The sequence below is a fragment of the Streptomyces prasinopilosus genome (genome assembly GCF_001419695.1).
Classification (GTDB): domain Bacteria; phylum Actinomycetota; class Actinomycetes; order Streptomycetales; family Streptomycetaceae; genus Streptomyces; species Streptomyces prasinopilosus.
This window is the reverse complement of sequence record NZ_LIRG01000070.1, coordinates 1-21,136: the sequence shown is the minus strand read 5'-3', so window position 1 is coordinate 21,136 and position 21,136 is coordinate 1. Positions and strand designations below refer to the sequence as shown.

Annotated in this window: 15 protein-coding genes, 1 tRNA gene and 4 pseudogenes; 8 read left to right on the top strand and 12 right to left on the bottom strand. The window is 69.8% G+C overall.

Annotation, left to right across the window (positions count from 1 at the left end; genetic code table 11):
- Positions 1–339: 339 nt before the first annotated feature.
- Positions 340–624 (bottom strand): DUF1540 domain-containing protein, encoded by a 285-nt coding sequence (locus AOK18_RS04510; protein WP_055693456.1) that lies wholly within the window; start codon positions 622–624, stop codon positions 340–342.
- A gap of 1,230 nt (positions 625–1,854) precedes the next feature.
- On the opposite strand from AOK18_RS04510, the gene AOK18_RS04505 reads away from it, so the two are divergent.
- Positions 1,855–2,697, top strand: a complete 843-nt coding sequence (locus AOK18_RS04505; protein WP_055693455.1) for a DUF4397 domain-containing protein — start codon at positions 1,855–1,857, stop codon at positions 2,695–2,697.
- A gap of 5 nt (positions 2,698–2,702) precedes the next feature.
- Positions 2,703–3,389 (top strand): class F sortase, encoded by a 687-nt coding sequence (locus AOK18_RS04500; protein ID WP_055693454.1) that lies wholly within the window; start codon positions 2,703–2,705, stop codon positions 3,387–3,389.
- Positions 3,390–4,223: 834 nt separating this feature from the next.
- On the opposite strand, the gene AOK18_RS04495 is transcribed toward AOK18_RS04500, so the two are convergent.
- The gene (locus tag AOK18_RS04495; protein WP_055693453.1) at positions 4,224–4,832 is read right to left on the bottom strand and encodes a hypothetical protein; all 609 of its coding nucleotides are present in this window, start codon (positions 4,830–4,832) and stop codon (positions 4,224–4,226) included.
- An 888-nt stretch (positions 4,833–5,720) separates the two neighbouring features.
- On the opposite strand from AOK18_RS04495, the gene AOK18_RS04490 reads away from it, so the two are divergent.
- Both AOK18_RS04490 and AOK18_RS04485 read left to right on the top strand, forming a co-directional pair.
- On the top strand, positions 5,721–6,068 hold the full coding sequence (locus tag AOK18_RS04490) for a type II toxin-antitoxin system RelE/ParE family toxin (RefSeq protein ID WP_055693452.1): 348 nt from the start codon (positions 5,721–5,723) through the stop codon (positions 6,066–6,068).
- Positions 6,068–6,391: a helix-turn-helix domain-containing protein gene (locus AOK18_RS04485; protein WP_055693451.1), complete on the top strand. Its 324-nt coding sequence runs from the start codon at positions 6,068–6,070 to the stop codon at positions 6,389–6,391. The genes AOK18_RS04490 and AOK18_RS04485 overlap by 1 nt, the downstream gene beginning before the upstream one ends.
- Positions 6,392–6,769: 378 nt before the next feature.
- On the opposite strand, the gene AOK18_RS30320 is transcribed toward AOK18_RS04485, so the two are convergent.
- Positions 6,770–7,030, bottom strand: coding sequence for an ArsR/SmtB family transcription factor (locus tag AOK18_RS30320; protein ID WP_240503053.1), 261 nt, complete (start codon positions 7,028–7,030; stop codon positions 6,770–6,772).
- A 1,066-nt stretch (positions 7,031–8,096) separates the two neighbouring features.
- On the opposite strand from AOK18_RS30320, the gene AOK18_RS04480 reads away from it, so the two are divergent.
- Positions 8,097–8,450: a hypothetical protein gene (locus AOK18_RS04480; protein ID WP_157865029.1), complete on the top strand. Its 354-nt coding sequence runs from the start codon at positions 8,097–8,099 to the stop codon at positions 8,448–8,450.
- Between the two features lie 793 nt (positions 8,451–9,243).
- On the opposite strand, the gene AOK18_RS04475 is transcribed toward AOK18_RS04480, so the two are convergent.
- A protein-coding gene (locus AOK18_RS04475; protein ID WP_240503049.1) for an IS3 family transposase occupies positions 9,244–10,481 on the bottom strand; the annotation gives its coding sequence in 2 pieces (ribosomal slippage) (positions 9,244–10,199 and positions 10,199–10,481; 1,239 coding nt in all).
- Between the two features lie 170 nt (positions 10,482–10,651).
- Positions 10,652–11,200 (bottom strand): annotated as a pseudogene (locus AOK18_RS04465) (transposase family protein); the annotation flags it as partial.
- Between the two features lie 474 nt (positions 11,201–11,674).
- Between AOK18_RS04465 and AOK18_RS04460 the strand changes: the two are divergent.
- Positions 11,675–12,370, top strand: a complete 696-nt coding sequence (locus AOK18_RS04460) for a DUF4190 domain-containing protein (protein ID WP_055693447.1) — start codon at positions 11,675–11,677, stop codon at positions 12,368–12,370.
- Positions 12,371–12,587: 217 nt separating this feature from the next.
- Here AOK18_RS04460 and AOK18_RS32880 read toward each other — a convergent pair whose 3' ends face one another.
- Together AOK18_RS32880 and AOK18_RS04455 are read right to left on the bottom strand one after the other, a co-directional pair.
- Positions 12,588–12,965, bottom strand: coding sequence for a hypothetical protein (locus AOK18_RS32880; RefSeq protein WP_157865028.1), 378 nt, complete (start codon positions 12,963–12,965; stop codon positions 12,588–12,590).
- Positions 12,962–13,309 (bottom strand): hypothetical protein, encoded by a 348-nt coding sequence (locus AOK18_RS04455; RefSeq protein WP_055693457.1) that lies wholly within the window; start codon positions 13,307–13,309, stop codon positions 12,962–12,964. The genes AOK18_RS32880 and AOK18_RS04455 overlap by 4 nt, the downstream gene beginning before the upstream one ends.
- Before the next feature lie 247 nt (positions 13,310–13,556).
- On the opposite strand from AOK18_RS04455, the pseudogene AOK18_RS04450 reads away from it, so the two are divergent.
- Positions 13,557–14,312 (top strand): annotated as a pseudogene (locus AOK18_RS04450) (tyrosine-type recombinase/integrase); the annotation flags it as partial.
- 107 nt (positions 14,313–14,419) lie between these two features.
- Here the strand turns inward: AOK18_RS04450 and AOK18_RS04445 are convergent.
- The 3 genes from AOK18_RS04445 to AOK18_RS35295 form a co-directional block, all read right to left on the bottom strand.
- Positions 14,420–14,492 (bottom strand) — tRNA-Arg (locus tag AOK18_RS04445).
- 1,080 nt (positions 14,493–15,572) lie between these two features.
- Positions 15,573–15,917: a hypothetical protein gene (locus AOK18_RS04435; protein WP_055693446.1), complete on the bottom strand. Its 345-nt coding sequence runs from the start codon at positions 15,915–15,917 to the stop codon at positions 15,573–15,575.
- 35 nt (positions 15,918–15,952) lie between these two features.
- The gene (locus AOK18_RS35295) at positions 15,953–16,450 is read right to left on the bottom strand and encodes a hypothetical protein (protein WP_420865577.1); all 498 of its coding nucleotides are present in this window, start codon (positions 16,448–16,450) and stop codon (positions 15,953–15,955) included.
- Here AOK18_RS35295 and AOK18_RS04425 point away from each other — a divergent pair.
- A pseudogene (locus AOK18_RS04425) lies at positions 16,356–17,372 on the top strand (RNA polymerase sigma factor); the annotation flags it as partial. The gene AOK18_RS35295 and the pseudogene AOK18_RS04425 overlap by 95 nt on opposite strands.
- 88 nt (positions 17,373–17,460) lie before the next feature.
- On the opposite strand, the gene AOK18_RS04420 reads toward AOK18_RS04425, so the two are convergent.
- Entirely contained in the window at positions 17,461–19,389 is a 1,929-nt protein-coding gene (locus AOK18_RS04420; RefSeq protein WP_055693444.1) for an ABC transporter ATP-binding protein, read from the bottom strand.
- Positions 19,389–20,879 (bottom strand): annotated as a pseudogene (locus AOK18_RS04415) (ABC transporter ATP-binding protein); the annotation flags it as partial. The pseudogene AOK18_RS04415 and the gene AOK18_RS04420, both read right to left, overlap by 1 nt.
- Between the last annotated feature and the right edge of the window lie 257 nt (positions 20,880–21,136).

Below are 21,136 nucleotides of genomic sequence, written 5' to 3'. Positions count from 1 at the left end.
AAGCACCCTGCGCCGGCCCTCCCCGCTGCGCCCCGGCAGGACGCGCCCCCGCGGCACCCGCTCGAGGAGCCCGATCCGAGCCCTCTTCCGGCTGCTGCCGCCGGCCGGGGCGACGGCGGGGCAGGGCCCCGGCGCGCGCTGTCGTCCGGCGCTGCCGACGCAGGCCGTGGAGGCCGGAAGCCTTCTGCCCCGTGACGCCGCGGGAATCGGCCCGTGCCGATCGGACGGGTCGCTCCCCGGTTCCCGGCGGGCGCCCCCGGGCCGGATCGGCCGCCGGGGTCGCCGCACTCACCGAGGTGCGGCGCGACCCCGGCCGTTCGCGAGGGCTGCGCCCGTCGTTCAGGCCCGCGCGTAGGTGAGGCAGTCGACCTGCTCGCGCTCGTAACCGACGGTGATGGACGGGGCATGGCACTCCAGCCCGGTGTTGTGCCGGCAGTCGGCCATCTTGCACGCGCCGACCCGGCCGGTGACGGACGGCTCCCCACCCTCCAAGTCCGCGTCCAGGAACGTGTCGCAGACGGGGGTGCTGGCGTCTCCCACGGTGATCGCCACGGCGTGGCAGGTGCGGCCGTGGTTGTAGGCGCAGCTCTCGGCCGCGCATTCGCTGATGACCGGCAGGTGCATGACGGGTGTGGCTGTCACGAGGGGGCCTGCTTTCTCGAGGTGCTGTACGGATCGGTCGCCGCGGTAGTGGTCCTCTCCGATCGGCGTGGCACACCGCCACCCCGATCAGTGGTCACCGCTCCGGCTCGCCGGACCGGCGCCTCGGCTCCTCCACGTCCCGCCGGGGCCCGGCAACCCCGTCCCGGAGCCGCCGGGGGAGTTCCTGATCCCCTCCGCGTCCACGGTGCGGGCGCGAGGCTCCAGCGGCGGTGCGCAAGGACGAAGTGCCGGACAGCAGCCGTGGGGCGGCGGGCGCGGAGGGACATGGTGGTGCCGGGCCGCGTCCACACCGACGGCTCGTGGAACACTCCCTTCCTGGCCTCCACTTTCCGCGATGTTCGGTGGGGGCGCACCTCGGCCGGGACGGAAGGCCCGAGGCCGGCAGGCCGACCGCTTCCCTCTCCCCCAGGGGGACGGGGTGAACGTCCCCCTCGGTGCGGTCCGTGCAGTCGTGGACGCCGACGGCGATCGGGGCGGTCCGTAGCGGCCACCGGACGGACGCCGGGCCGGAGACCGACGAGGAGTGCCACGCCGGCTGCCCGTCCCTGGCACGCACGTTCGCGATCCCCCCGGACAAGGTTTCCGCCAAGGTTTCCGCACCGGTGAAGACGGCCGGCCGACCCCTCCCGCTCCAGGCCGTGCGGAGTCGGGCGAAGGTTTTCCGCGCGCCTCGTGTCGCACGTCCGCCGGCACCGCCGACGGTCCAGCGGCTCCAGCCGTGGCCCTCGTTCCAGGACCCGGGCCATCCGCCGGGCCCGGATCATCCGCCGGACCAGGGCCGGCCCGGTCGGCGTGCCGTTTCCGGCGGGGACGCGAGGGGCAAAAGTGGCGAACCGTCATACGCCATCCCATACTGGGCCAGGTGTCACGGGAAGCAGGCCGCTCGACGAGGAGCGCCTGCGCCGCCTCCCGGCGGCCGGGATCGAAGCGCCAGGCCCCGTTCAGGGAACCACCCGGGTAGCCCGCCCTCACTTCCGACAGCACAGCCGACATCCCCAACGGCATCACCCCCCCACATACCACCCATGACACCGACCGCGGCCGTGTGCGACAGCACGACGGCCGCCGGACACCGGTGAGGGGGGCGCCAGGCACCCGGCCGAAGAAACTCGTCGCGCGATGCATCCGACAAGCCGCTCATCCGGAAGCCGGACCCCACGTGTGACCGGGGTCCCCACGAAGGGAGTTCCGATGACGAACTCGCGCAGCAGGAAGATCGCCACCGTCACCGCCGGCGCCTGCGTCCTGTCCATCGCCGTGGCCGCCCCCGCCTCCGCGGAGGCCAGGGCGCAAGAGGACGGCAAGGCGTCCGTGACCGTCTTCCACGGCGTTCCGGGCCTCACCGTCGACCTGTACGCCAACGGGAACGAACTGCTTCCCGACTTCGAGCCCGGCACCCTGACCGAACCCCAGTCCCTGGACCCGGGCACCTACGACATCGAGGTCTTCGCCGACGGAGAGGGCCCCGACGGCGATCCCGCCATCCAGGAGAGCGTCGAGATCCCGGCCGGGGCGAACGCCACGCTCGCGGCCCACCTCGACGCACAGGGCACCCCCGTGCTCACCGCGTTCGTCAACGACACCTCCAAGGTCCCGGCCGGTCAGTCGCGGCTGACCGTCCGTCACGTGGCCGCGGCACCCGCCGTGGACGTCCGCGCGGGCGGCGAGCCGATCGTCGAGGGCCTGACCAACCCGAACGAGAAGTCGCTCGAGGTGCCCGCCGGCGCGGTGAGCGCCGATGTCGTCCTGGCCGGGACCGACACCGTGGTCATCGGCCCCGCCGACCTCGACCTCGCCGAGGGCGTCGGCACGATCGTCTACGCCTGGGGCAGCGCCGAGGACGAGAACCTCGCGCTGAAGACGCAGACGATCAGCGGCATGGACTCCGCGCCGCGCGGCGCGGACGCCGGTGAGAGCGGCGCGATGGCCGCCGACAACGAGTCCGCCACCGTCTGGCTGGCCTGGGGCACCGCGGGCGCCGTCGCGGTCGCCGGTCTGCTGGCCGCCCGCCGCCGGTACATCCGGGGCACCTGACGGCCATGCCTCCCTCCCCCAGGGGCGGGCGGCCCTCCGCGGCGGCCGTCGGGGCCGCCGCGGTGGTCGCCGCCGTCCTGGCGGTGCTGCTGGTCCGGTCGCTGTGGCCGTCCGGAGCCTCGGTGCCGTCGGACTTCGGCGCCCGGCCGCGGGCCCAGGAACCCACGGCCGGGCCCTCGACAGGGGTCCACGACGGTGGCCCGGGCGGGGCGGGGAACGCGTCCGGCCCCGCACCCGAGCCGACGGCGCTGCGCGTCCCACGGGTCTCCCTGGACGCCCGGCTCCAGGACGTCGGCGTCAAGGACGACGGAACGGTGGAGATCCCCGACGGCGCGGGGCAGGCCGGCTGGTACCGCTACGGCCCCGCACCGGGCGCCCCCGCCGGATCCGCCGTCCTCATCGGCCATGTGGACGACCGCACCGGGGACCTGGGCGCCTTCGCCAAGCTGTACGGGATCCGGAAGGGCGACGACGTCACCGTCGCCCGCGAGGGCGCGCCCCCCGTGCGGTACGAGGTGACGGCCCGCGAGGTGGTCGACAAGGACAGGCTCCCCGACGAGGTGTTCCGGCGCCACGGACGGCCGGTCCTGACCCTGATCACCTGCGCGCCCCCGTACGACCGCGAACGCGGCGGCTACCAACGGAACTTGCTGGTGTACGCCGTCCCCGTCCAGGAGCACGACCGGGGGTGACCGGTGCCGGGCCCACGGCCGGCACGCGCGTCGTGCAGGACACGCAGCGCGAGGCCATCGGCCACATGGACCGGCTGCCCGAGCGGCGGTCGGGTGCGGGTGACCACCCCCATTGATGCCAGCGGTGCATGTCAAAGGCCCCGGACCGTGATCGGTCCGGGGCCCTTCGCCCGGTGCCCCCGGCAGGATGCGACCCTGCGACACCCGCTCAGGAGTTTCCCCGGGCAGGACTGTGACCTGCGGAAAAAACGGTCGCAGGGTGCCTGGCCCGGGAAACATCCCCGCAGTTCTCATGTGTTCGCGAGGCTTCCCGGCCTCATGTGTGCTGAATCCGTTGGCCAAGGCCCTGGACGGCACCCTGAACCTGGCCATCGACGAGGGCGACTCCCGCGTCACTTTCACCCCGCACGCCGCCTGAAGGCGAACCGTCACGGCCGGCCCGGGCGTCCGGGCTGACAGCAGATGATCCGGCTGCGAGGGGTGCGGCACGCGCCGGCCCCGTCCTCGACCTGACCGCGTGCGCGGTGGCGGACCGACAGCGCACCCCCCGCCATGGCGACCCGGCGCAACCTCGCGGTCGGCGCCCTGCGACCGAACGGCGCGAAGAACACCGCTTCCGGCCGTCGCCGCAGTGCGCGTGACGCCCGCCGACCCCTCACGCTCCTCGACCTCGCCCGAGCGCGAAGTGGACGTCACTTGACCGCGCCGAAGCCCTGAGGATCATCGCGGAATGACTTCGGGCTTTGTTCTCGGTCGGGCGGGCTGTCTCGCGAGGTCATCGAGTGGAACGGCGCTTCGGCGTTCCCTCAGGCCGGGACGAGAGGTGACACAGCCTCAGATGGTCGGGGTGTCGTCGACAACCGGCCGGTGAATCTCGACGACCGGCTTCCACCCCGCGGAGAACTCGATGAAGTCCGCACGGGTGGGGTAGGTGTCGATCGCGCGACGGTCACGCTTGGGGCTGTCGCTCGCCTTGCGCCCCCGGGGAATCTGCTCCTCGAAGATGTCGACCTTCACGTCGGGGACCTCCTTGAGGCCCTGGCGCCAGATCTGCACGATGTCGGCGCCGAACGCCTGCCGAGCCGCGGCGTAAAGGGCCGTGAGGGAGCCCTTGTCCCCACCAGGGACGAAAAGTGCCAGGTCCAGCACGACACCGGCGGACTGGAGGACCTCGATGGTCACCGGGCCGTTCTCGTCGGCCAAGTAGATTCCGGCTTCATTCTCGTCGTCAGGAAGGCAGGAGACCTCTTCCTGGAATATGGTTCTCGCCGTGATCGAGCCGCCCTCGAAATCCTCACCGGACTTGGTCAGAAAGGCAGGGACATAGCAGTCGGGAAGTTTGAGTTCTGCCGTGTCGGCGGAAACGAAGATCCTGTCCTTCACACCGAGCTTCGTCACCTCTTCCAGCGAGAGGCGGCGAGCGGCAATCTTCTCCGTGTTCACGATTTCCCTTTCAGGTTGCACTGTCCCTCCGAGCGAGGACGCTACCACGAAACCCCGAGGTCAACTGCTCAGTAATCCCTGGGTAGATGGCCTCCGACGACCTGCACGGGAGGATATCGAAGCGAGTGCCACTCGGTCGGGAAAACGCATCCGCCGGGTAGTATCCCTCGCCATGGTGTGGGGGATCAACTGACGATTACATTTGGGTGCGTTGAGGAGCATGGGGGAACTAATGGAGAATTTACGGTAGATACCGCCCATGTCCCCTTCGGGGAGGCGGGTGACGGCGAGGTGAGGCGGCCCATTCGTCGTGCCTCTCGAAGGGTGCAGCGGAAACCAGCCGGATGGTCCGACAGCGCAACAACGGAGAGCCTTGCCGGCAACATCTGAAGGGGGCGCGAACCGGAAATCGCGTACCACCGCGCCCTTTTCGGTCAGGGCTTCGGTGTAGTCGGCCGGCGCCCGGTTGCCGGCGCCCGCACCGTCGCCCCCGGCCTCCGACGGACAGCCCGAGACCACACCCGGCCCCTTGCCCTTCTCGGCCTCACATGATCAAAACGGACGACATCACACCACGCCGAAGCCCTGGGCCGAGCGGCCGGATGGCCCTTCGCCCAGCCCGACAGCAGCGTTCTCCAAGAGGCGGACCCGATGTGTCGACCGTGGTCCCCACGAAGCCACGTAATGGCACGCGTGTGGCACGCCCTCGGGCGCGACGAAGGGCCGGTCTGCGAGGAAGCCCCTCCCGGGCCGGCCCTTTTCTCCGTGCCCCCGGCAGGATGCGAACCTGCGGCGCCCGCTTCAGGGGTTTTCCCCGGCGGGTCTGTGACCTGCGGAAACAGCGGTCGCAGGATGCCTGGCCTGGGAAAGCATCCCTCCGCAGTTCTCATGTGTTCGCGGGGCTTCCCGGCCTCATGTGTGCTGAATCCGTTCCGCCTCTACCGGAGAGTGGAGGACAAGACGGACCGTCTGCTGGACGAGCCGACGACGCTTGGTGAGCCGTACTCGCGGCACCTGGGCGGCAAGCTGCGTGAGCTGCGTTTCGAGCTGGACGGCGAGGCCGTGCGCATTCCGTACTGGCTCGCTCCCGGACAGCGGATCGTTCTGCTGACGGTCTTCCGTAAGACGAGGATGCATGAGGCGGCGGAAGTCGAGCGCGCACACCAGGCGCAGAAGGTCTGCGAGACCGAGCATGGTCATGCCCAGTACGCCTACGAGCGGCGCAAGGAGAGCTGATGAATCACAGCACGTGGAGGACGCGCCGGACCCGGCAGCTTGCGGGTGAGACGGTGGAGTACGACCAGGAGTACGTCGACGCGCGGCTGGCAGGCGATCTCGGACAGGCGGTCTATGACCGTCGGATCGAGCTCGGTCTGTCCCAGGCCGAGCTGGCCGAGCGGGCCGGGATGACGCAGCCTCAGGTGTCCCGGATGGAGGGCGGCGACACCGTGCCGACGCTTCCGCTGCTGCGACGCCTGGCCAAGGCTCTGGACGGCACTCTGAACCTGGCCATCGACGAGGGCGACTCCCGCGTCACCTTCACCCCGCACGCCGCCTAAGTGCCTGGCAGGCAGGTCGTCAGCCATGGGTGCCGAGGGCGCCTGCGAAAGTCCGTAGGCGCCCTTCCCTTCTGTGCCTCAGCAGGATTCGAACCCGCGACACCCGCTTCAGGAGTGCGATCGCTCCTCGGTCCCTTCGGGGAGCCACCCGGCCGAGCTGTTCGTGTCAGACCACCGAGGAGCGCTGGCGTCTGCTGCCGTTGATGTCACTCGTGGATGTCGGAACGGCACGTCCGCATGTGCTCGCCCCCTCGGCCGGCCTCGTGCGCCCAGCTCTTGTCCGGTCACCGAAGCCGCGCGCTCCTCGGGTCTGCCACCGGAGGCGTAGTGCAAAGTGCCGTCTGCCGGGGCGATCCGAGGAGCCTGCCCCGCCCCGGGCTACCGGTTCCCCGCCGGCCGGGACCCCTCCGCTGTACGGCGGTAGAGCACCGATCGGCCGGACCGGGTGCGGGCAACGAGGCCGGCCCGGTGCAGTACGCCAAGGTGGTACGAGACCGTGGCAGCACTGAGGAAGTGACGTGCCGCCAGTTGCGCGGTGGAGGCCGGCTGTGTCAGCGCGGCGAGCAGCCCGGCCCGAGTGGGGCCGAGCCGACTGGGCCATCTCGGCGGAAGGTGCTGCCGGGGCCAAGGCGTTTGCACGGGCCTTGTCACGCACGGGATGGATCAGTATGGGGGGCCGGTCTCCGTCGCACGTCGGGTCCAGCGCCACACCCGGCCCAGGTGCGACGAGTGACGGCACGACGATCACCAGGGGCACGGGCAGCGCGATCTGGAACCGGCTCTCGACGCGCAGGCTGCCCTCGGCCCACCGGATGCCGGGGTGCAGGGAATTCAAGAGCCCGGCCGTTCCGTGCCGGGCCTGCACGCCGGCGCATCGGTCGGCCTCCGCGTCGAGGGTGGCTTTGGCGGCCTCCCAGTGCGGGGCGAAGGCCAGCTCCCGGGAGCGCCGCATCTCGTCCGCCATCTGCCGGGCCACGTGTGTCCCGCTCAGCGTCACGGCCCGCCGCGCCCCCGCCGGCAGCTCGGAACCGGTGAGGCCGGTCCGCGGCCGCCCGTCACACAACGCCTCCAGCTCGCCCAGGACACGTCCGGGCGGAGTGCACCGGATCCGCTCCAGCTCCTTCTCGACAGCGGGGGAGGTCCCGGACGGGTGTGGGCTGAGAAAGTCGGGCACGTATCCGCCCTGTCCAGAGCCAGTTCGGACAGCAGTGGCAGCCGGGCCCGGCGCAGCACGCGCCGTGCACGTGCGACCCACGGATCGGCATCCGGGACCGGTCGCAGGCCCCAGGGCAGCAGCGTCGCGACGACCTCGTGCAACGGCGAGACCGCGAAGCGGGAGCGGGCGAGCCCGGCAGCGTCCACGGCGAGCTCGATCATGATCCTCCCGCTGTCCGATCCTGCCTGATCCTGCCGGTCCGTGGCCGTCTGTTCGAACCTGCTCGAATCGTCACACGCGACGTCGCGGTGGCAGGCGTGATCGGCCCAGACTGGTGGCCCGCGGTCCGCCGGCCGACGGAGCCGAGGGGAAGCGTGTGTGCGAGGGACGCGAGGGGTCCGGCGACGACGATGCCGCGGGGCGACTTGCGGCCCTTCGCTCAGCACCAGTTGAACGGCGCTCATTGTCATACGACCTCGTGCCCCTCTTGCCCGCCGCTGGAGGAACCGCGGCAACGCACGACCGACAACTCCAGGAGGACCCATGAAGATGACCAGGAAGTTGGGCACTGCGCTTTCGCTTGCCGGCACGCTCACCCTCGGCAGCATGGTCATGGCGGCTCCGGCCGAGGCCAGCAGCTACTGCGTCTACCAAGGCTCCGACAGGGCCTGCGGCGTCACGTACAGCACCTACGACGTTCACGAGGTCTGCGACAACGAGGCGGACGGGAACGGGGTCTACGCCTACTTCTACGACGAGTGGGGCGGCATCAACCGTGTGAACGACGGCAACGGAAGCGCTTCGGGCTGTGGTCGTGAGACGTGGGACCACAACGGCATCTACGCCATAGAGATCTGCGAAGACGACTGGGGCGATGACACCTGTGTCTACAAGCGCTTCTAAGCGGTCTGCGTCGTCAGTCCCTCGGGAGTTGGGCACGTAGCGGACCACTTGGCGTTCGGCGCGGGACACGAGCCCCGGCCATGCTCACCGGCCCTGCGGTCCCTGCTCCAGGGCTTCTTCCTCAGCCGCTCCGTACAGGAACTCGGCAAGCTGCGACAGGAGTGACGGTCCGCCCTCTGTGCAAGGAGCCGGAGAGCCTCTTCCGGATGTGTCAGGTCGGAGCAGCTCCGTCCGTGATGACCCCGCATCCATACGTGCTGTTTCGAGCAGCAGGACCTCGGCTTTCGGGACGGGAACAACGGGAACCCTCGGCACTTCCTCGACCTTGACAGGACCAGGGCCGGGGCCGGGACCAGACGTCATGTGCATTTGAAACGCGGCCTGGGATCAGTGGGCTCCGCAGGAAAAAAAATACGTTCCTGGCTGGAGCCGTTGAAGGAGGGAAGCCGTAACTGCTGTCGCCCCTGTACTGTGCCGGCACGCAGACCCCGCGCAGCAGCTGATCGTGAATGTCAGAGGCCCCGGACCATGATCGGTCCGGGGCCTTTGCGCTGGTGCCCCCGGCAGGATTCGAACCTGCGACACCCGCTTCAGGAGTTCGATCCACCGAGTGCCATTGCATGTCGTGGTAGGGGTCTAGAGGGCGCAGTGAGCTGCCAAGAACCGCAGGTGTTCGCTGTCGTTGATGTCAAGCATGGATGTCAGCGAGCCCGCTACCGATTCCTGTCAGACGGGGCTCGGCCAGTTGCTTCATGCCGGGTGTTACTGAATCGCTCCGGGATCGGTGGAGGCTCTATGCGTTGACTCCGGCCGCCGGTTGGGGCTGGTGCTGAGCGTAGTGGCTGGTCTCGTGCTCATGGGGCGGGATGTCTCCGATCGCGGTGTGGAGGCGCTGGTTTTTGAACCGGTCGACCCATTCCGCGGTGCCGAGTTCGACGTCGGCGAGGCCGTGCCAGGGCCTGCGGGGCTTGATCAGCTCGGTCTTGTAGAGGCCGATCTGGGATTCCATGAGCGCGTTGTCCAGGGCGTCGCCGACGGTGCCGATCGAGGCATCGACACCCGCCTCGACCAGGTGCGCGGTGAACGCGAAAGACGTGTACTGGCCGCCGGCATCCGAATGATGAACGAGACCTGGTCCAGCGGGAGTTCCGGCGCGGTCGCGGCGCCACAGGGCCATGTCGAGGGCGTCGAGGACGCGCTTGGCCCGCTTGCCGGTGGCGGCGGACCGGCCCACGATCGCCCGGGAGAACACGTCCACGACGAACACGACGTAGACGATCCCGGACCAGGTGGCGACCCAGGGGAAGTCCGCGACCCGTCTTTCGTTCGGCCGGGACGCCGTGAAGTCGCGTTGCAGCAGGTCAGCTGCCCGATCATGGCCGCCGTCCCGGACGGTGGTGCGGATCTTCTTCCCTCGCCGGGCGCCCTCCGGGCCCAGATCGCGCCTCGGCCGGGCGACGGTGCAGCGGGCCACCGGTATGCCCTCGCGATGCAGTTGCCGCCAGGCTTTCCTGACCCCGTAGACGCTGAAGTTGTCCGTGTGGACGCGGCTGATCTGCGCCTTCAGTTCGGTGTCGCGGACTGTTCGGGTGCCGGGTGTGCGGTTCTTCGCCGCGTAATAGGCGCTCGTCGCGATCTTCAGTCCGTGGCTGGTCGGGACTGGGCAGATCGGCTCGACTCCGAACACCTTCTTGAACTCGTCGATGAACGCTACGAGTGCTTCGACGGCCGGTCGAGCTCGGCCGCGAAGAAGGCCGAGGCCGCCTTGAGGATCTCCTTCGCCCGCCGCGGTTCGGCGTTCTCCGCCTTCAGGCGCTTGCTCTCTGCAGCCTCGTCCGAAGTCACGCCCGGGCGCCGGCCGGCATCGACTTCGGCTTTGCGGACCCAGGTCCGCACCGTCTCAGCAGCACCGATCCCGAGCTTCGCGGCGACCGCCTTCATCGCGGCCCACTCGGTCGGGCAATTCGGGCGGACCTCCGCGACCATGCGCACCGCACGCTCACGAAGCTCGGCAGGATAGGGGACGGACATGCCATGACTCGATCCTCTCAGGGAATCGAGCCTCCAACAGCCCCGGAGCGCTTCAGGTGGCTGATTGCTTTGCGCGCGGCACGGGCGCCGGCCGGGCTGGAGCGGGACGGAGACAGACATCTGATGCGGTTGATCAGTCAAGCCGGGTTGGGGAAGGCGATCTGTTCGTTGTAGGGGGTGCGGACGGTGGCGCCGGCACCCTGATAAGCGCGGTCGGCCAGGACGAAGAGCTGGCGGGACAGACAGGCTTGGATCACCCCGTGTGCGCGGGCTGCGGTCAGGTCGTGCGTGCGGCCGGGCAGCGCTCGAGAGAACCACAGGGGTGTTCCGTCCGGGGCAGCCACGACCTGCACGTTCATCCCGTGACGGCGATGCTTCATCGAGTAGTACGGCTCGTCCGCCGCGATGCGGTCGGTGGCGATCAGAGCGCCGTCGAGGATGACGAAGCCCTCCGGCGGCTCGCGCAGGGCTTCGTGCAGGGTCGGGGCTCGCTCGGCGAGGATGTCCACCATTTCCGTGACGTACCGGCCGGCGATGGCGGTGGAGACGCCGAACCCCGCAGCGACCTGGGCCAGGGTCTCGTTCTTGCACAGGTGCACCAGGACCAGCAGGGCCTGCCGGAAACAGCCCAGCCTGCGCCAGCGGGAGTTCAGCTCACACCTTCGGGCGTAGATGAGCCAGGAAACGTGCTCAACGACCTCGTGCGGGACGTCGAGCATGGCACGATACGGGACCGACAGGGCTCCTGTGGCGAGAGGTTGGCGAGTGAGATCACCAGCCGCAACAACCAGGAGTCCTGCCGCGTCACGGCCCCTGACCACCAGCCGTCATCACCCGCAAACCACACGATGATAAGCGTTCAGTGAGGTGATCCAGTGGGGCAGCGAGTGGAAAGTCACTGCCCCACTGGCGGGTCACTGAACCTCGGCGGGCCCCTCCCCACTCCGCTCCAGAGCGCACTCGACGCTCTCCCCGCGCACCACGGGATAGCCGTCGTAGGGACCTTCAAGTGCCCCCGGAAACGGCCTCTCTGACGCCCACCGCAAGCTCACTCACTGACAGGCAGCGGGGCCCGGCCTCGCAGTCTCCGGCAGTTCGTAACGATCAGGTGAATAGCACCAGATCGAGGCAACCACACAGCAGCTTCACAAGTCACACACTCGCAAGTCACAACGCAAGTCCCAGGGGGGACCATGAGCCAGCAGTACCCGCCCCAGCCCCAGCAGCCCGGCCACGGCGAGCCCCGGCAGTCCGGCAGCAACGGCCTGGCCACCACCGCACTCGTCCTCGGCATCATCGCCGTCGTAGTCAGCTTCATCCCTGTCTTCAACGTTGTCGTCTGGCCGCTCGCCATCCTTGGCGTCATCTTCGGCGCCATCGGCCTCTCCAAGGCGGGCAAGGTCCGCAAGGGCAAGGGCGCCGGCATCACCGGCCTCGTCACGTCGGCTGTAGCGATCATGATGTTCTTCGCCATGAACGCCCTGTTCTTCTCCGCCGTCGACAAGGCCAGTGAGGAGCTGGACAAGTCGTACGACTCCACCACCGTCGGCGACGGTAAGTCCAAGACCGGCGGCGCCAAGGAGTCCGAGGTCATGAAGGACTTCAAGGTCACTAAGTGCGACGTGGTCACCGGCGACTTCGGCATCAAGGAGATGGCCATCCATGTCGACTACGCCAACAACGGCGACCGCCGATACTCGTACTTCGTTGAGGGCGAGGTCCTGGCCGACGGCAAGAAGGTCAACGACTTCATGTCAACCGCCGAGAACCTCGCCTCGGGCCAGAAGTTCACAGACAAGGACGCTGGTGCGCTTGTGAACGCGGACGAGATCAAGGACGCCAAGAAGCTCGAGTGCAAGACCATCAAAGCGTCCCGAACTGATTTCTGATCGCTGACGTCGCGCGACGCTGACCACCACCCCCAGGCCTCGCCGCGCACCCCGCAGCGGCGGGGCTCGCTGCATCATGGAGAGCATGGAGTCGCAGCGCGGCACGGGCGCCGGCCGGGCTGGAGCGGGACGAAGGCAGGAGCGCGGCCCGGCCGGGGGCCGGGCCGCGCGCGGTGAGCGGAGCGAGCCGCCTTGAACCAGTAGAGAAAGTTGTAACTCAGTCTGCGCGGTGGGGCTTGAAGCTTCGTGCGCATGCTGGGAGTTCGGCGTCCTGCCGGTGTGCGAGGGGCAGGAAGATCACTGGCCGGATCATCCAGGTGATGCGGACGTCGGCATGGGTGATGGTCACTGTGCAGGGCTCTGAGCGCATCAGGGCTCTGCGGGTCTCGGCGCGCTCTTCGTGCAGCCACGTCCACGCTTCGTCCGACGCGTCGGAGTCGAGTGCCGGTGAGATGGTGCGCAGAGCGATGGCTACCCAGCGGGCTGCCTGGGGTGCCGAGTACGCATCGAACGATGCCAGGCGCGCCGGCCCTCCTGTGCCGGTGACTTGCTCGGTCCAGCATTCGCACCAGTAGCCGCGGGTGGACCCGTTCATGGGGTCGCTCTTGCCGGGTAGGCCAGCAGTACGTAGCGGGTGCTCTCGTCGTAGAGAGTGAGTTGGTAACCCGTGCCACCGGTCAGGTAGGCGAGGGCTCGTTCGTGCTCGGCCTCGTCCGTCAACCAGTGCAGGCCCGACTGTGCGTATGCGGCGTCGAGCTGGTCGGTGATGTGCTGCGTGCGCTCGCGTAACCAGCGCAGTGCCAGGCGTGGGCTCGTGGCGTCGTGTGATCCCAGGGGGATGGAACGGACCTCGTTCAACGGGTAGGCGGCGGCCCTGCATCGGTAGGGGAGGGGCCGGCTGCCTGTGCTCAGCGCTGCGGGAGGAGCGGACGTCAGCACGGGGCCCTCCTGCCGGGCCGGCATCGGTGAAGAGTTCCGCGGTGACTGTGTGGCCGCTGTGGCTGCAGTGGACGACGACCCGGTGAGCGAGTGTGCTGACCATGCCCAGGCCCCGGCCGTGCTCCGCCTCTTGGCCCTGGTGGTCGACCTTCGGTGCGGTGCCCGTGCCTCCATCGTCCGTGACCGACAGGGTGATCACTTGCGGGGAGACCGCGAGGGCCAGATGGAAGCTGCCGGGTGTTTGGCCCTCCTCGCGGCCGGCGTCGGTGAGCCGTCGGTCGTCAAGGCGTACCAACTGCTGCGTGCCCTGATGAACACGGCCGTGGACGACGAGCTGATCCGGCGCAACCCGTGCCGCATCAAGGGCGCGGACCGCTACGACGTGCCCGAGCGGCCGGTCCTCACGGTGACGGAGGTCTTCGCCGTCGCCGACTCCATCGCGCCGCGCTACCGGCTGCTCGTGCTCCTGGCGGCCTTCACCACCCTGCGGTTCGGGGAGCTGGCGGCCCTGCGGCGCCGGGACATCGACCTGGAGGGGTTGACCGTCACCGTGCGCCGCGCTCAGGCCGAGTTGCAGGACGGCCGGCTCTTCGACAAGGCGCCGAAATTCGCGGCCGGGGTGCGCTCCGTCTCCTTCCCGGCCGAACTGCTCGACGCGGTCACGCATCATCTGGAGCACTTCGCCGCTCCTGGCCGCGACGGGCACGTCTTCGTCGGGCCGCAGGGCGGGCAGCTGCGGCGGAGCAACTTCCGGGACGACTGGGTCAAGGCCCGGAAGGCTGCGGGCGTCACGGCCGAGCTGCACTTCCACGATCTTCGGCACACGGGCAACACGCTGGCCTCGACGGCCGGGGCCAGCACGCGAGAGCTGATGACGAGGATGGGGCACAGCAGCTCCCGGGCCGCGCTGATCTATCAGCACATGACCAGCGACCGTGACCGGGCCATCGCTGACCGGCTCGGGGCCATGATCCGCGACGGTGGGGGAGGGGCCTCCGGCTAGGGGATGTGGCATCCGCGTGGCATTTGTGGCACGCGTGTGGCACGACCCCGGACACGACGAAGGGCCAGCCTGGGAGGAAAACCCTCCTGAGCTGGCCCTTTGCTCTGTGCCCCCGGCAGGATTCGAACCTGCGACACCCGCTTTAGGAGAGCGGTGCTCTATCCCCTGAGCTACGAAGGCGGGGATGTGTGGGCAAAGGTGTTGGAAATCCGCCCACATCGGACGAATTCCGACCCCGAGGGGCCCGGCACATCCACAGGGCGCGCCACCGAAGCGGTGCGCCGGGCACAGTCTAGCGGTTGCGGCAGCACCCCGAGGTGTCAGTGCTGCCGTTGTGGGGCTGTGCCGCTGTGCGACGAGGCCACCTGCTCGTCAGCCGACCCCACTCAGGATTCGCAACGCCCGCGGGTGCCCTCGGCGGGCGAGCGCCTCCAACACCTTGCCCACGGCGACGTCGACAGTCTCGTGCTCGCAGATCCGCAAGGGCACCCATCCAGGCCGGACGAGGTGGGCAGCGGTGTCAGCGTACCGCCGAACGTTGCCCCCAAGCTTCTCCCGCCACCACTCCCCGTTGTGCACCGGTGCGTGCAGGTGCTCGGGACACGCGTGCCAAAAGCATCCCCGCACGAACACCACGGTCCGTCACCTCACGAACGCCAAGTCCGAACGTCGCCTGTGCAAGCCCGGAAGCGGAAGGTCAACGCGACAGCGAAAGCCCAGCGCGTGGAGTGCCCGCCGCAGAGCCATCTCAGGAACGGTGTCCCGGCTGCGTTGCGCCAACATCACCCGCCGCACGTTCGCGTCCCTCGGTGCAGGAACGCTTGAACGGCGCAGGCCATCTCTCATGCATGCAACAACTCCTGTACTGAGGGGTTCGTCACCGCCTCCGCACGGCCATGGGGGGGGCGGCGTCGCCGTCTCCCCCGGCTGGAACTCTTCCCGCTGGACATGGACATGGACCTGGTCCGTGCGCTGCGCATCTCCCAGGCACCCGCGGGGGTGCGCGCCGACACCGGCATAAGCGCCGCCGACCTGGTGGCCCGCGTCCGGGCACGCTTCCCGGGCCTGACCGTGCTGGCCGACACCACAAGGCCGAGGGCGCGGCGGCGGAGCGGGAGCAGACGGCGCGCCGGGGGTGACGGCCACCGATCCGACTCCGGCCCGTCCCGGGCGGCGCGTGGGCACCACCCGGGACGGCGGAGCCGGGAGAGCGGCCCGCCGAGCACCAGTGTCCGGGTGAGCGGGCTCGTAGGGACGCCCTCAGGGGAGGCGGTGCCCCATCTTCGCCGACTGTCGGTTGTGCCCCTTGGTATCCCACCACTCCTCCAGCAGCGCATGCACCAGGTGCACGAGCTGCTGAAGCCGTTCGGGGTCCGGGGCGGGCGAGGCGAGGACGTCCGCGAAGGAACTGTCCTCCCAGGGCAACGCGACGGCCCAGCGTTCGCCCTCTCGCCCGGCGCGTTCCACCGTGAGCTGGTAGGCCAGCACGGCGGCACCACCCGGGCGGTGCTCCACCGACAGTTCGATGTCGGCGAACCTCGTGCTGCCGTCACCGGTCGTGTACGAACGGGCGAGCGCCTGCTCGGCCGGTGTCCGGTCCGTCATGGGCGCTCACCTCCTCTCCTGAGCCGTGTAAGGCGTCAGCACCTGGCGGCAGTCGCCGCGCGGGTCTGGTCGACCTTGTAGGCCGTCAGCAGATCATTCTTCCCTGCCGGTGTGCCGATGATCGTCCGGAACTTCTCGATCTTCGGGCAGGAGTTCGTGTAGGTGGAGAACCCGCCGCGGCCGTTGGGCTCCCCGGACCAGATGGCCGCGCTGATCTTCTTGTCCATGCTCGTGTTCCAGCCGTGGCGGGCCTTGATGTGCTTCCATCCCCACGTCTTGGTGCCACAGCGCAGCGTGTAGAACTCAGGTCCGCGGTAGTACTTGCGGACGACGTATTTCTTGCCGTGGTTCTTGCAGGTGGCGGCGATGCTGTCGGCGGCGATCCCGACAGCATCGCCGTCGGGATCGGACGCGGCGGACGCGGCGGACGCGGCGGACCCGGCGGACGCGGTGGATCCCGCGGGAGCGGTGGCGGCGGCGGACCCCGTGGAGGCGGTGGAGGCGGTGGAGGCGGTCCCGCCGCCGGTGCGCACCGAGTCCGGCAGCCCCTCCTCGGACCTGTTCCGGCAGTACCTGCGGGAGATCGGCCGCATCCCCCTGCTCACCGCCGCCGAGGAGGTCGAACTCGCCCGCCGCGTCGAGGCCGGACTGTTCGCCGAGGAGAAGCTGCGGCTGGCCACCGACCTGGACAGCAGGCTCGCCCAGGACCTGGACCGGCTCGTGGTCATGGGCCGGATGGCCAAGCGCAGGCTGATCGAGGCCAACCTGCGGCTCGTCGTCTCCGTCGCCAAGCGGTACGTCGGCCGCGGGCTGACCATGCTGGACCTGGTGCAGGAGGGCAACCTCGGCCTGATCCGGGCCGTGGAGAAGTTCGACTACGCGCGCGGCTACAAGTTCTCCACCTACGCCACCTGGTGGATCCGCCAGGCCATGTCCCGCGCGCTGGCCGACCAGGCCCGCACCATCCGCGTCCCCGTGCACGTCGTCGAACTCATCAACCGCGTCGTCCGCGTCCAGCGCCGCATCCTCCAGGAACGCGGCTACGAACCGACCACGGACGAGGTCGCCGCCCACCTCGACCTGACGCCCGAACGGGTCGGCGAGATGCTGCGGCTCGCCCAGGAACCCGTCTCCCTGCACGCCCCGGTGGGCGAGGAGGACGACATCGCCCTCGGCGACCTCATCGAGGACGGCGACGCCGCGAGCCCCGTCGAGTCCGCCGCGTTCCTGCTGCTGCGGGAGCACCTGGAGGCGGTGCTGTCGACCCTGGGGGAGCGGGAGCGCAAGGTCGTCCAGCTCCGCTACGGCCTCGCCGACGGCCGCCCCCGCACCCTGGAGGAGATAGGCCGCATCTTCGGCGTCACCCGCGAGCGCATACGCCAGATCGAGTCCAAGACCCTCGGCAAGCTCCGCGACCACGCCTTCGCCGACCAACTGCGGGGCTACCTGGACTGAACGCGAGGGGGCCGCCCGCGAAACCCCGCGGACGGCCCCCTCGGACGGACCCGGACAGGCCCGGACCGGACCCGGACCCGCGCGGGCCCTAGTCGACCTCCGCCACCGCCTGCGCGAACTGCGCCCGGTACAGGCGGGCGTAGGCCCCGCCCACCGCCAGCAGTTCCTCGTGGGAGCCCTGCTCGACGATCGAGCCGTTCTCCATCACGAGGATCGTGTCCGCGTCCCGGATCGTGGAGAGCCGGTGCGCGATGACGAACGACGTCCGCCCGTGCGCCAGTTCGGCCATCCCCTTCTGGATCAGCACCTCGGTGCGGGTGTCCACGGAACTCGTCGCCTCGTCCAGCACCAGGATCACCGGGTCGGACAGGAACGCCCGCGCGATGGTGATGAGCTGCTTCTCACCGGCGCTCACCCCGCCGCCCTCGTCGTCGATCACCGTGTCGTACCCGTCCGGCAGGGTGCGGACGAACCGGTCGGCGTGGGCCGCCCGCGCCGCCTCCTCGATCTCCTCCCGGGTGACCTCCCGCGAGGCGCCGTACGCGATGTTCTCCGCGATGGTCCCGCCGAACAGCCAGGTGTCCTGGAGCACCATGCCGATCCCGGACCGCAGCTCGTCCCGGGACATGCGCGCCATGTCGACGCCGTCGAGCGTGATGCGCCCGCCGGACACCTCGTAGAACCGCATCAGCAGGTTCACCAGCGTCGTCTTGCCGGCACCGGTCGGACCGACGATCGCGACCGTGTGCCCCGGCTCCACCGTGAGCGACAGGTTCTCGATCAGCGGCTTCTCCGGGTCGTACCGGAACGACACCCGCTCCAGCGCCACCCGCCCGCGCAGTGCGGCCGGCCTCTCGGCCGGCGAGACGTCGGCCGACTCCTCCTCCGCGTCGAGCAGTTCGAAGACCCGCTCCGCCGACGCGACGCCCGACTGCACCAGGTTCGCCATCGAGGCGACCTGCGTCAGCGGCATCGAGAACTGCCGCGAGTACTGGATGAACGCCTGCACGTCCCCGATGGACAGCGACCCCGACGCGACCCGCAGCCCGCCGACGACCGCCACCAGCACGTAGTTGAGGTTCGACACGAAGAACATCAGCGGCTGCATGACGCCGCTGTTGAACTGCGCCCTGAAACCGGCCTCGTACAGCGCCTCGTTCTCCTCGGCGAACCGCTTCGCCGACTCCTCCTGCCGCCCGAACACCTTCACCAGGGTGTGCCCGGTGTACATCTCCTCGATGTGCGCGTTGAGCGTGCCCGTCGTCCGCCACTGCCGCACGAAGTGCGGCTGCGACCGCTTGCCCACGCGGGTGGCGACCACGAACGACAGCGGCACCGTCACCAGCGCGACCAGCGCCAGGATCCAGGACACGTAGAACATCATCGCCAGCACGCCGACGACGGTCAGCAGCGAGTTGAGCAGCTGGCCCATCGTCTGCTGGAGCGTCTGCCCCAGGTTGTCGATGTCGTTCGTCGCCCGGCTCAGCACCTCGCCGCGCTGCCGCCTGTCGAAGTACGACAGCGGCAGCCGCGACAGCTTCGTCTGCACGTCCTCGCGCATCCGGTACATGGTCCGGTTCACGGCCCCGTTCACCAGCCGCGTCGCCACCGCCATCAGCAGCCCGGCGGCCGCGAACACCGCCAGCGCGAACAGCAGGACGTCGCCCACGGCCGCGAAGTCGATGCCCTCGCCCGGGGTGAAGTCGGTGCTGCGGAGCATGTCCGCGACCTCGCCCTCGCCGCGCTCCCGCATCGACTCCAGCACCTGCTCCTTGGTCGCCCCGGCCGGCATGTCCCGCCCGACGACGCCCGCGAAGACCAGGTCGGTCGCCCGGCCGAGGATCTTCGGCCCGATCACGCTGAACCCCACGCTCAGCACCAGGCAGGCCAACAGCCCGCAGAGGCTCAGGCGTTCCGGCCCGAACCGCCCGATCAGCCGTTTGCCGGACGCCCTGAAGTCCAGCGACCGGTGGCCGGGGCCCGTCCCCGCCCCGGCCCGCGCCATGGCCCCGGCCATCAGGCGGCCTCCGCTTCCGTCAGCTGGGAGAGCACGATCTCCCGGTAGGTCTCGTTGCCCGCCATCAGTTCGCGGTGCCGGCCGGTGCCGGCGACCCGGCCCTCGTCCAGGACCACGATCCGGTCCGCGTCCCGGATGGTCGACACCCGCTGGGCGACGATCACCACCGTCGCCCCGGCGGTCTCCTCGGCCAGCGCCGCGCGCAGCGCCGCGTCGGTCGCGTAGTCCAGCGCGGAGAAGGAGTCGTCGAAGAGGTAGATCTCGGGCCGCTGCACCAGCGTCCGCGCGATCGCGAGCCGCTGGCGCTGCCCGCCGGACACGTTGGTGCCGCCCTGCGCGACCGGCGCGTCCAGCCCGCCCTCCAGCCGCTCGACGAACTCCCTGGCCTGCGCCACCTCCAGCGCGCGCCACAACGCGTCGTCCGTGGCGTCCGGATTGCCGTACCGCAGGTTCGACGCCACCGTCCCCGCGAACAGGTACGGCCGCTGCGGCACCATCCCCACCGTCCTCGCGAGCAGCGCCGGATCGAGGTCCGCGACGGGCACGCCGTCCACCAGGACCTCGCCGTCGGTCGCGTCGAACAGCCGCGGCACCAGCCCGAGCAGCGTCGACTTGCCGCTGCCGGTCGAACCGATGACGGCGGTGACCTCGCCCGGACGGGCCACCAGGTCGACCGACCTCAGCACCGGCTCCTCGGCCCCCGGGAAGCGGAAGCCGGCGCCCCGGATCTCCAGGTGGCCGTGCCGGGGCAGCTCGGTGACGGGCGCCACGGGCGGCACGACGCTGGAGGAGGTGTCCAGCACCTCCTGGACGCGCTCGGCGCACACCTCGGCCCGCGGGACCATCATGAACATGAAGGTGGCCATCATCACCGCCATGACGATCTGCATCAGATAGGCGAGGAACGCGGTCAGGTCACCGATCTGCATGCCCCCGCTGTCGATCCGGTGCGCACCGAACCACACCACCGCGATCGACGACAGGTTCACCACCGTCATCACCACGGGGAACATCAGGGCCAGCAGGTTGCCGGAGCCCAGCGACACCTCGGTCAGCTCGGCGTTCGCCCTCCCGAACCGCCGCCGCTCGTAGGCGTCCCGGACGAACGCCCGGATCACCCGGTTGCCGGTGATCTGCTCGCGCAGCACCCGGTTCACCGTGTCGAGCCGCTCCTGCATGGCCCGGAACAGCGGACGCAGCCGCCGCACGATCAGGGTCACCGAGACGCCCAGCACCGGCACCACCGCGACCAGCACCCCGGACAGCGGCACGTCCAGACCGAGCGCCAGCACGATCCCGCCCAGGCACATGATGGGCGCCGACACCATCAGGGTGAACGTCATCAGCACCAGCATCTGGATCTGCTGGACGTCGTTCGTCGTACGGGTGATGAGCGAGGGGGCGCCGAAGTGGCCGACCTCACGCGCCGAGAAGGACTGCACCCGGTCGAAGACGGCCCCCCGCACGTCCCGCCCCACCGCCGCGGCGGTNNTGGCGCAGGTCTGCAGGAACTGCAGCAGCACCAGGAGGACGATGGGTCTCTTGTACGGCCGGAGATGAGTCCGAAGCAGTCGTATCAGCACGCTGAGTCTCTCGGGTGGGCGGCGGGGGCCAGTGGTTGCCCCTGGCCCCTATCGTCGGACACCCCACCCGTGTTACCTCAACCGATTTAACACACGGCCCGCGCGCCGTTCCACGCGCCGTTCCACGCCCGGCGGGAGGGCGGGCGTGGAACGGCGCGTGGAAC

Bases quoted from the DNA above. Each gene is read 5' to 3' on its own strand.
- AOK18_RS04480 (WP_157865029.1), top strand. From the start codon at position 8,097: ATGACCAGGAAGTTGGGCACTGCGCTTTCGCTTGCCGGCACGCTCACC.
- AOK18_RS04485 (WP_055693451.1), top strand. From the start codon at position 6,068: ATGAATCACAGCACGTGGAGGACGCGCCGGACCCGGCAGCTTGCGGGT.
- AOK18_RS04490 (WP_055693452.1), top strand. From the start codon at position 5,721: ATGTGTTCGCGGGGCTTCCCGGCCTCATGTGTGCTGAATCCGTTCCGC.
- AOK18_RS04510 (WP_055693456.1), bottom strand. From the start codon at position 624: ATGCACCTGCCGGTCATCAGCGAATGCGCGGCCGAGAGCTGCGCCTAC.
- AOK18_RS04420 (WP_055693444.1), bottom strand. From the start codon at position 19,389: ATGGCCGGGGCCATGGCGCGGGCCGGGGCGGGGACGGGCCCCGGCCAC.
- AOK18_RS04500 (WP_055693454.1), top strand. From the start codon at position 2,703: ATGCCTCCCTCCCCCAGGGGCGGGCGGCCCTCCGCGGCGGCCGTCGGG.
- AOK18_RS04505 (WP_055693455.1), top strand. From the start codon at position 1,855: ATGACGAACTCGCGCAGCAGGAAGATCGCCACCGTCACCGCCGGCGCC.
- AOK18_RS04435 (WP_055693446.1), bottom strand. From the start codon at position 15,917: ATGACGGACCGGACACCGGCCGAGCAGGCGCTCGCCCGTTCGTACACG.
- AOK18_RS32880 (WP_157865028.1), bottom strand. From the start codon at position 12,965: ATGAACGGGTCCACCCGCGGCTACTGGTGCGAATGCTGGACCGAGCAA.
- AOK18_RS04460 (WP_055693447.1), top strand. From the start codon at position 11,675: ATGAGCCAGCAGTACCCGCCCCAGCCCCAGCAGCCCGGCCACGGCGAG.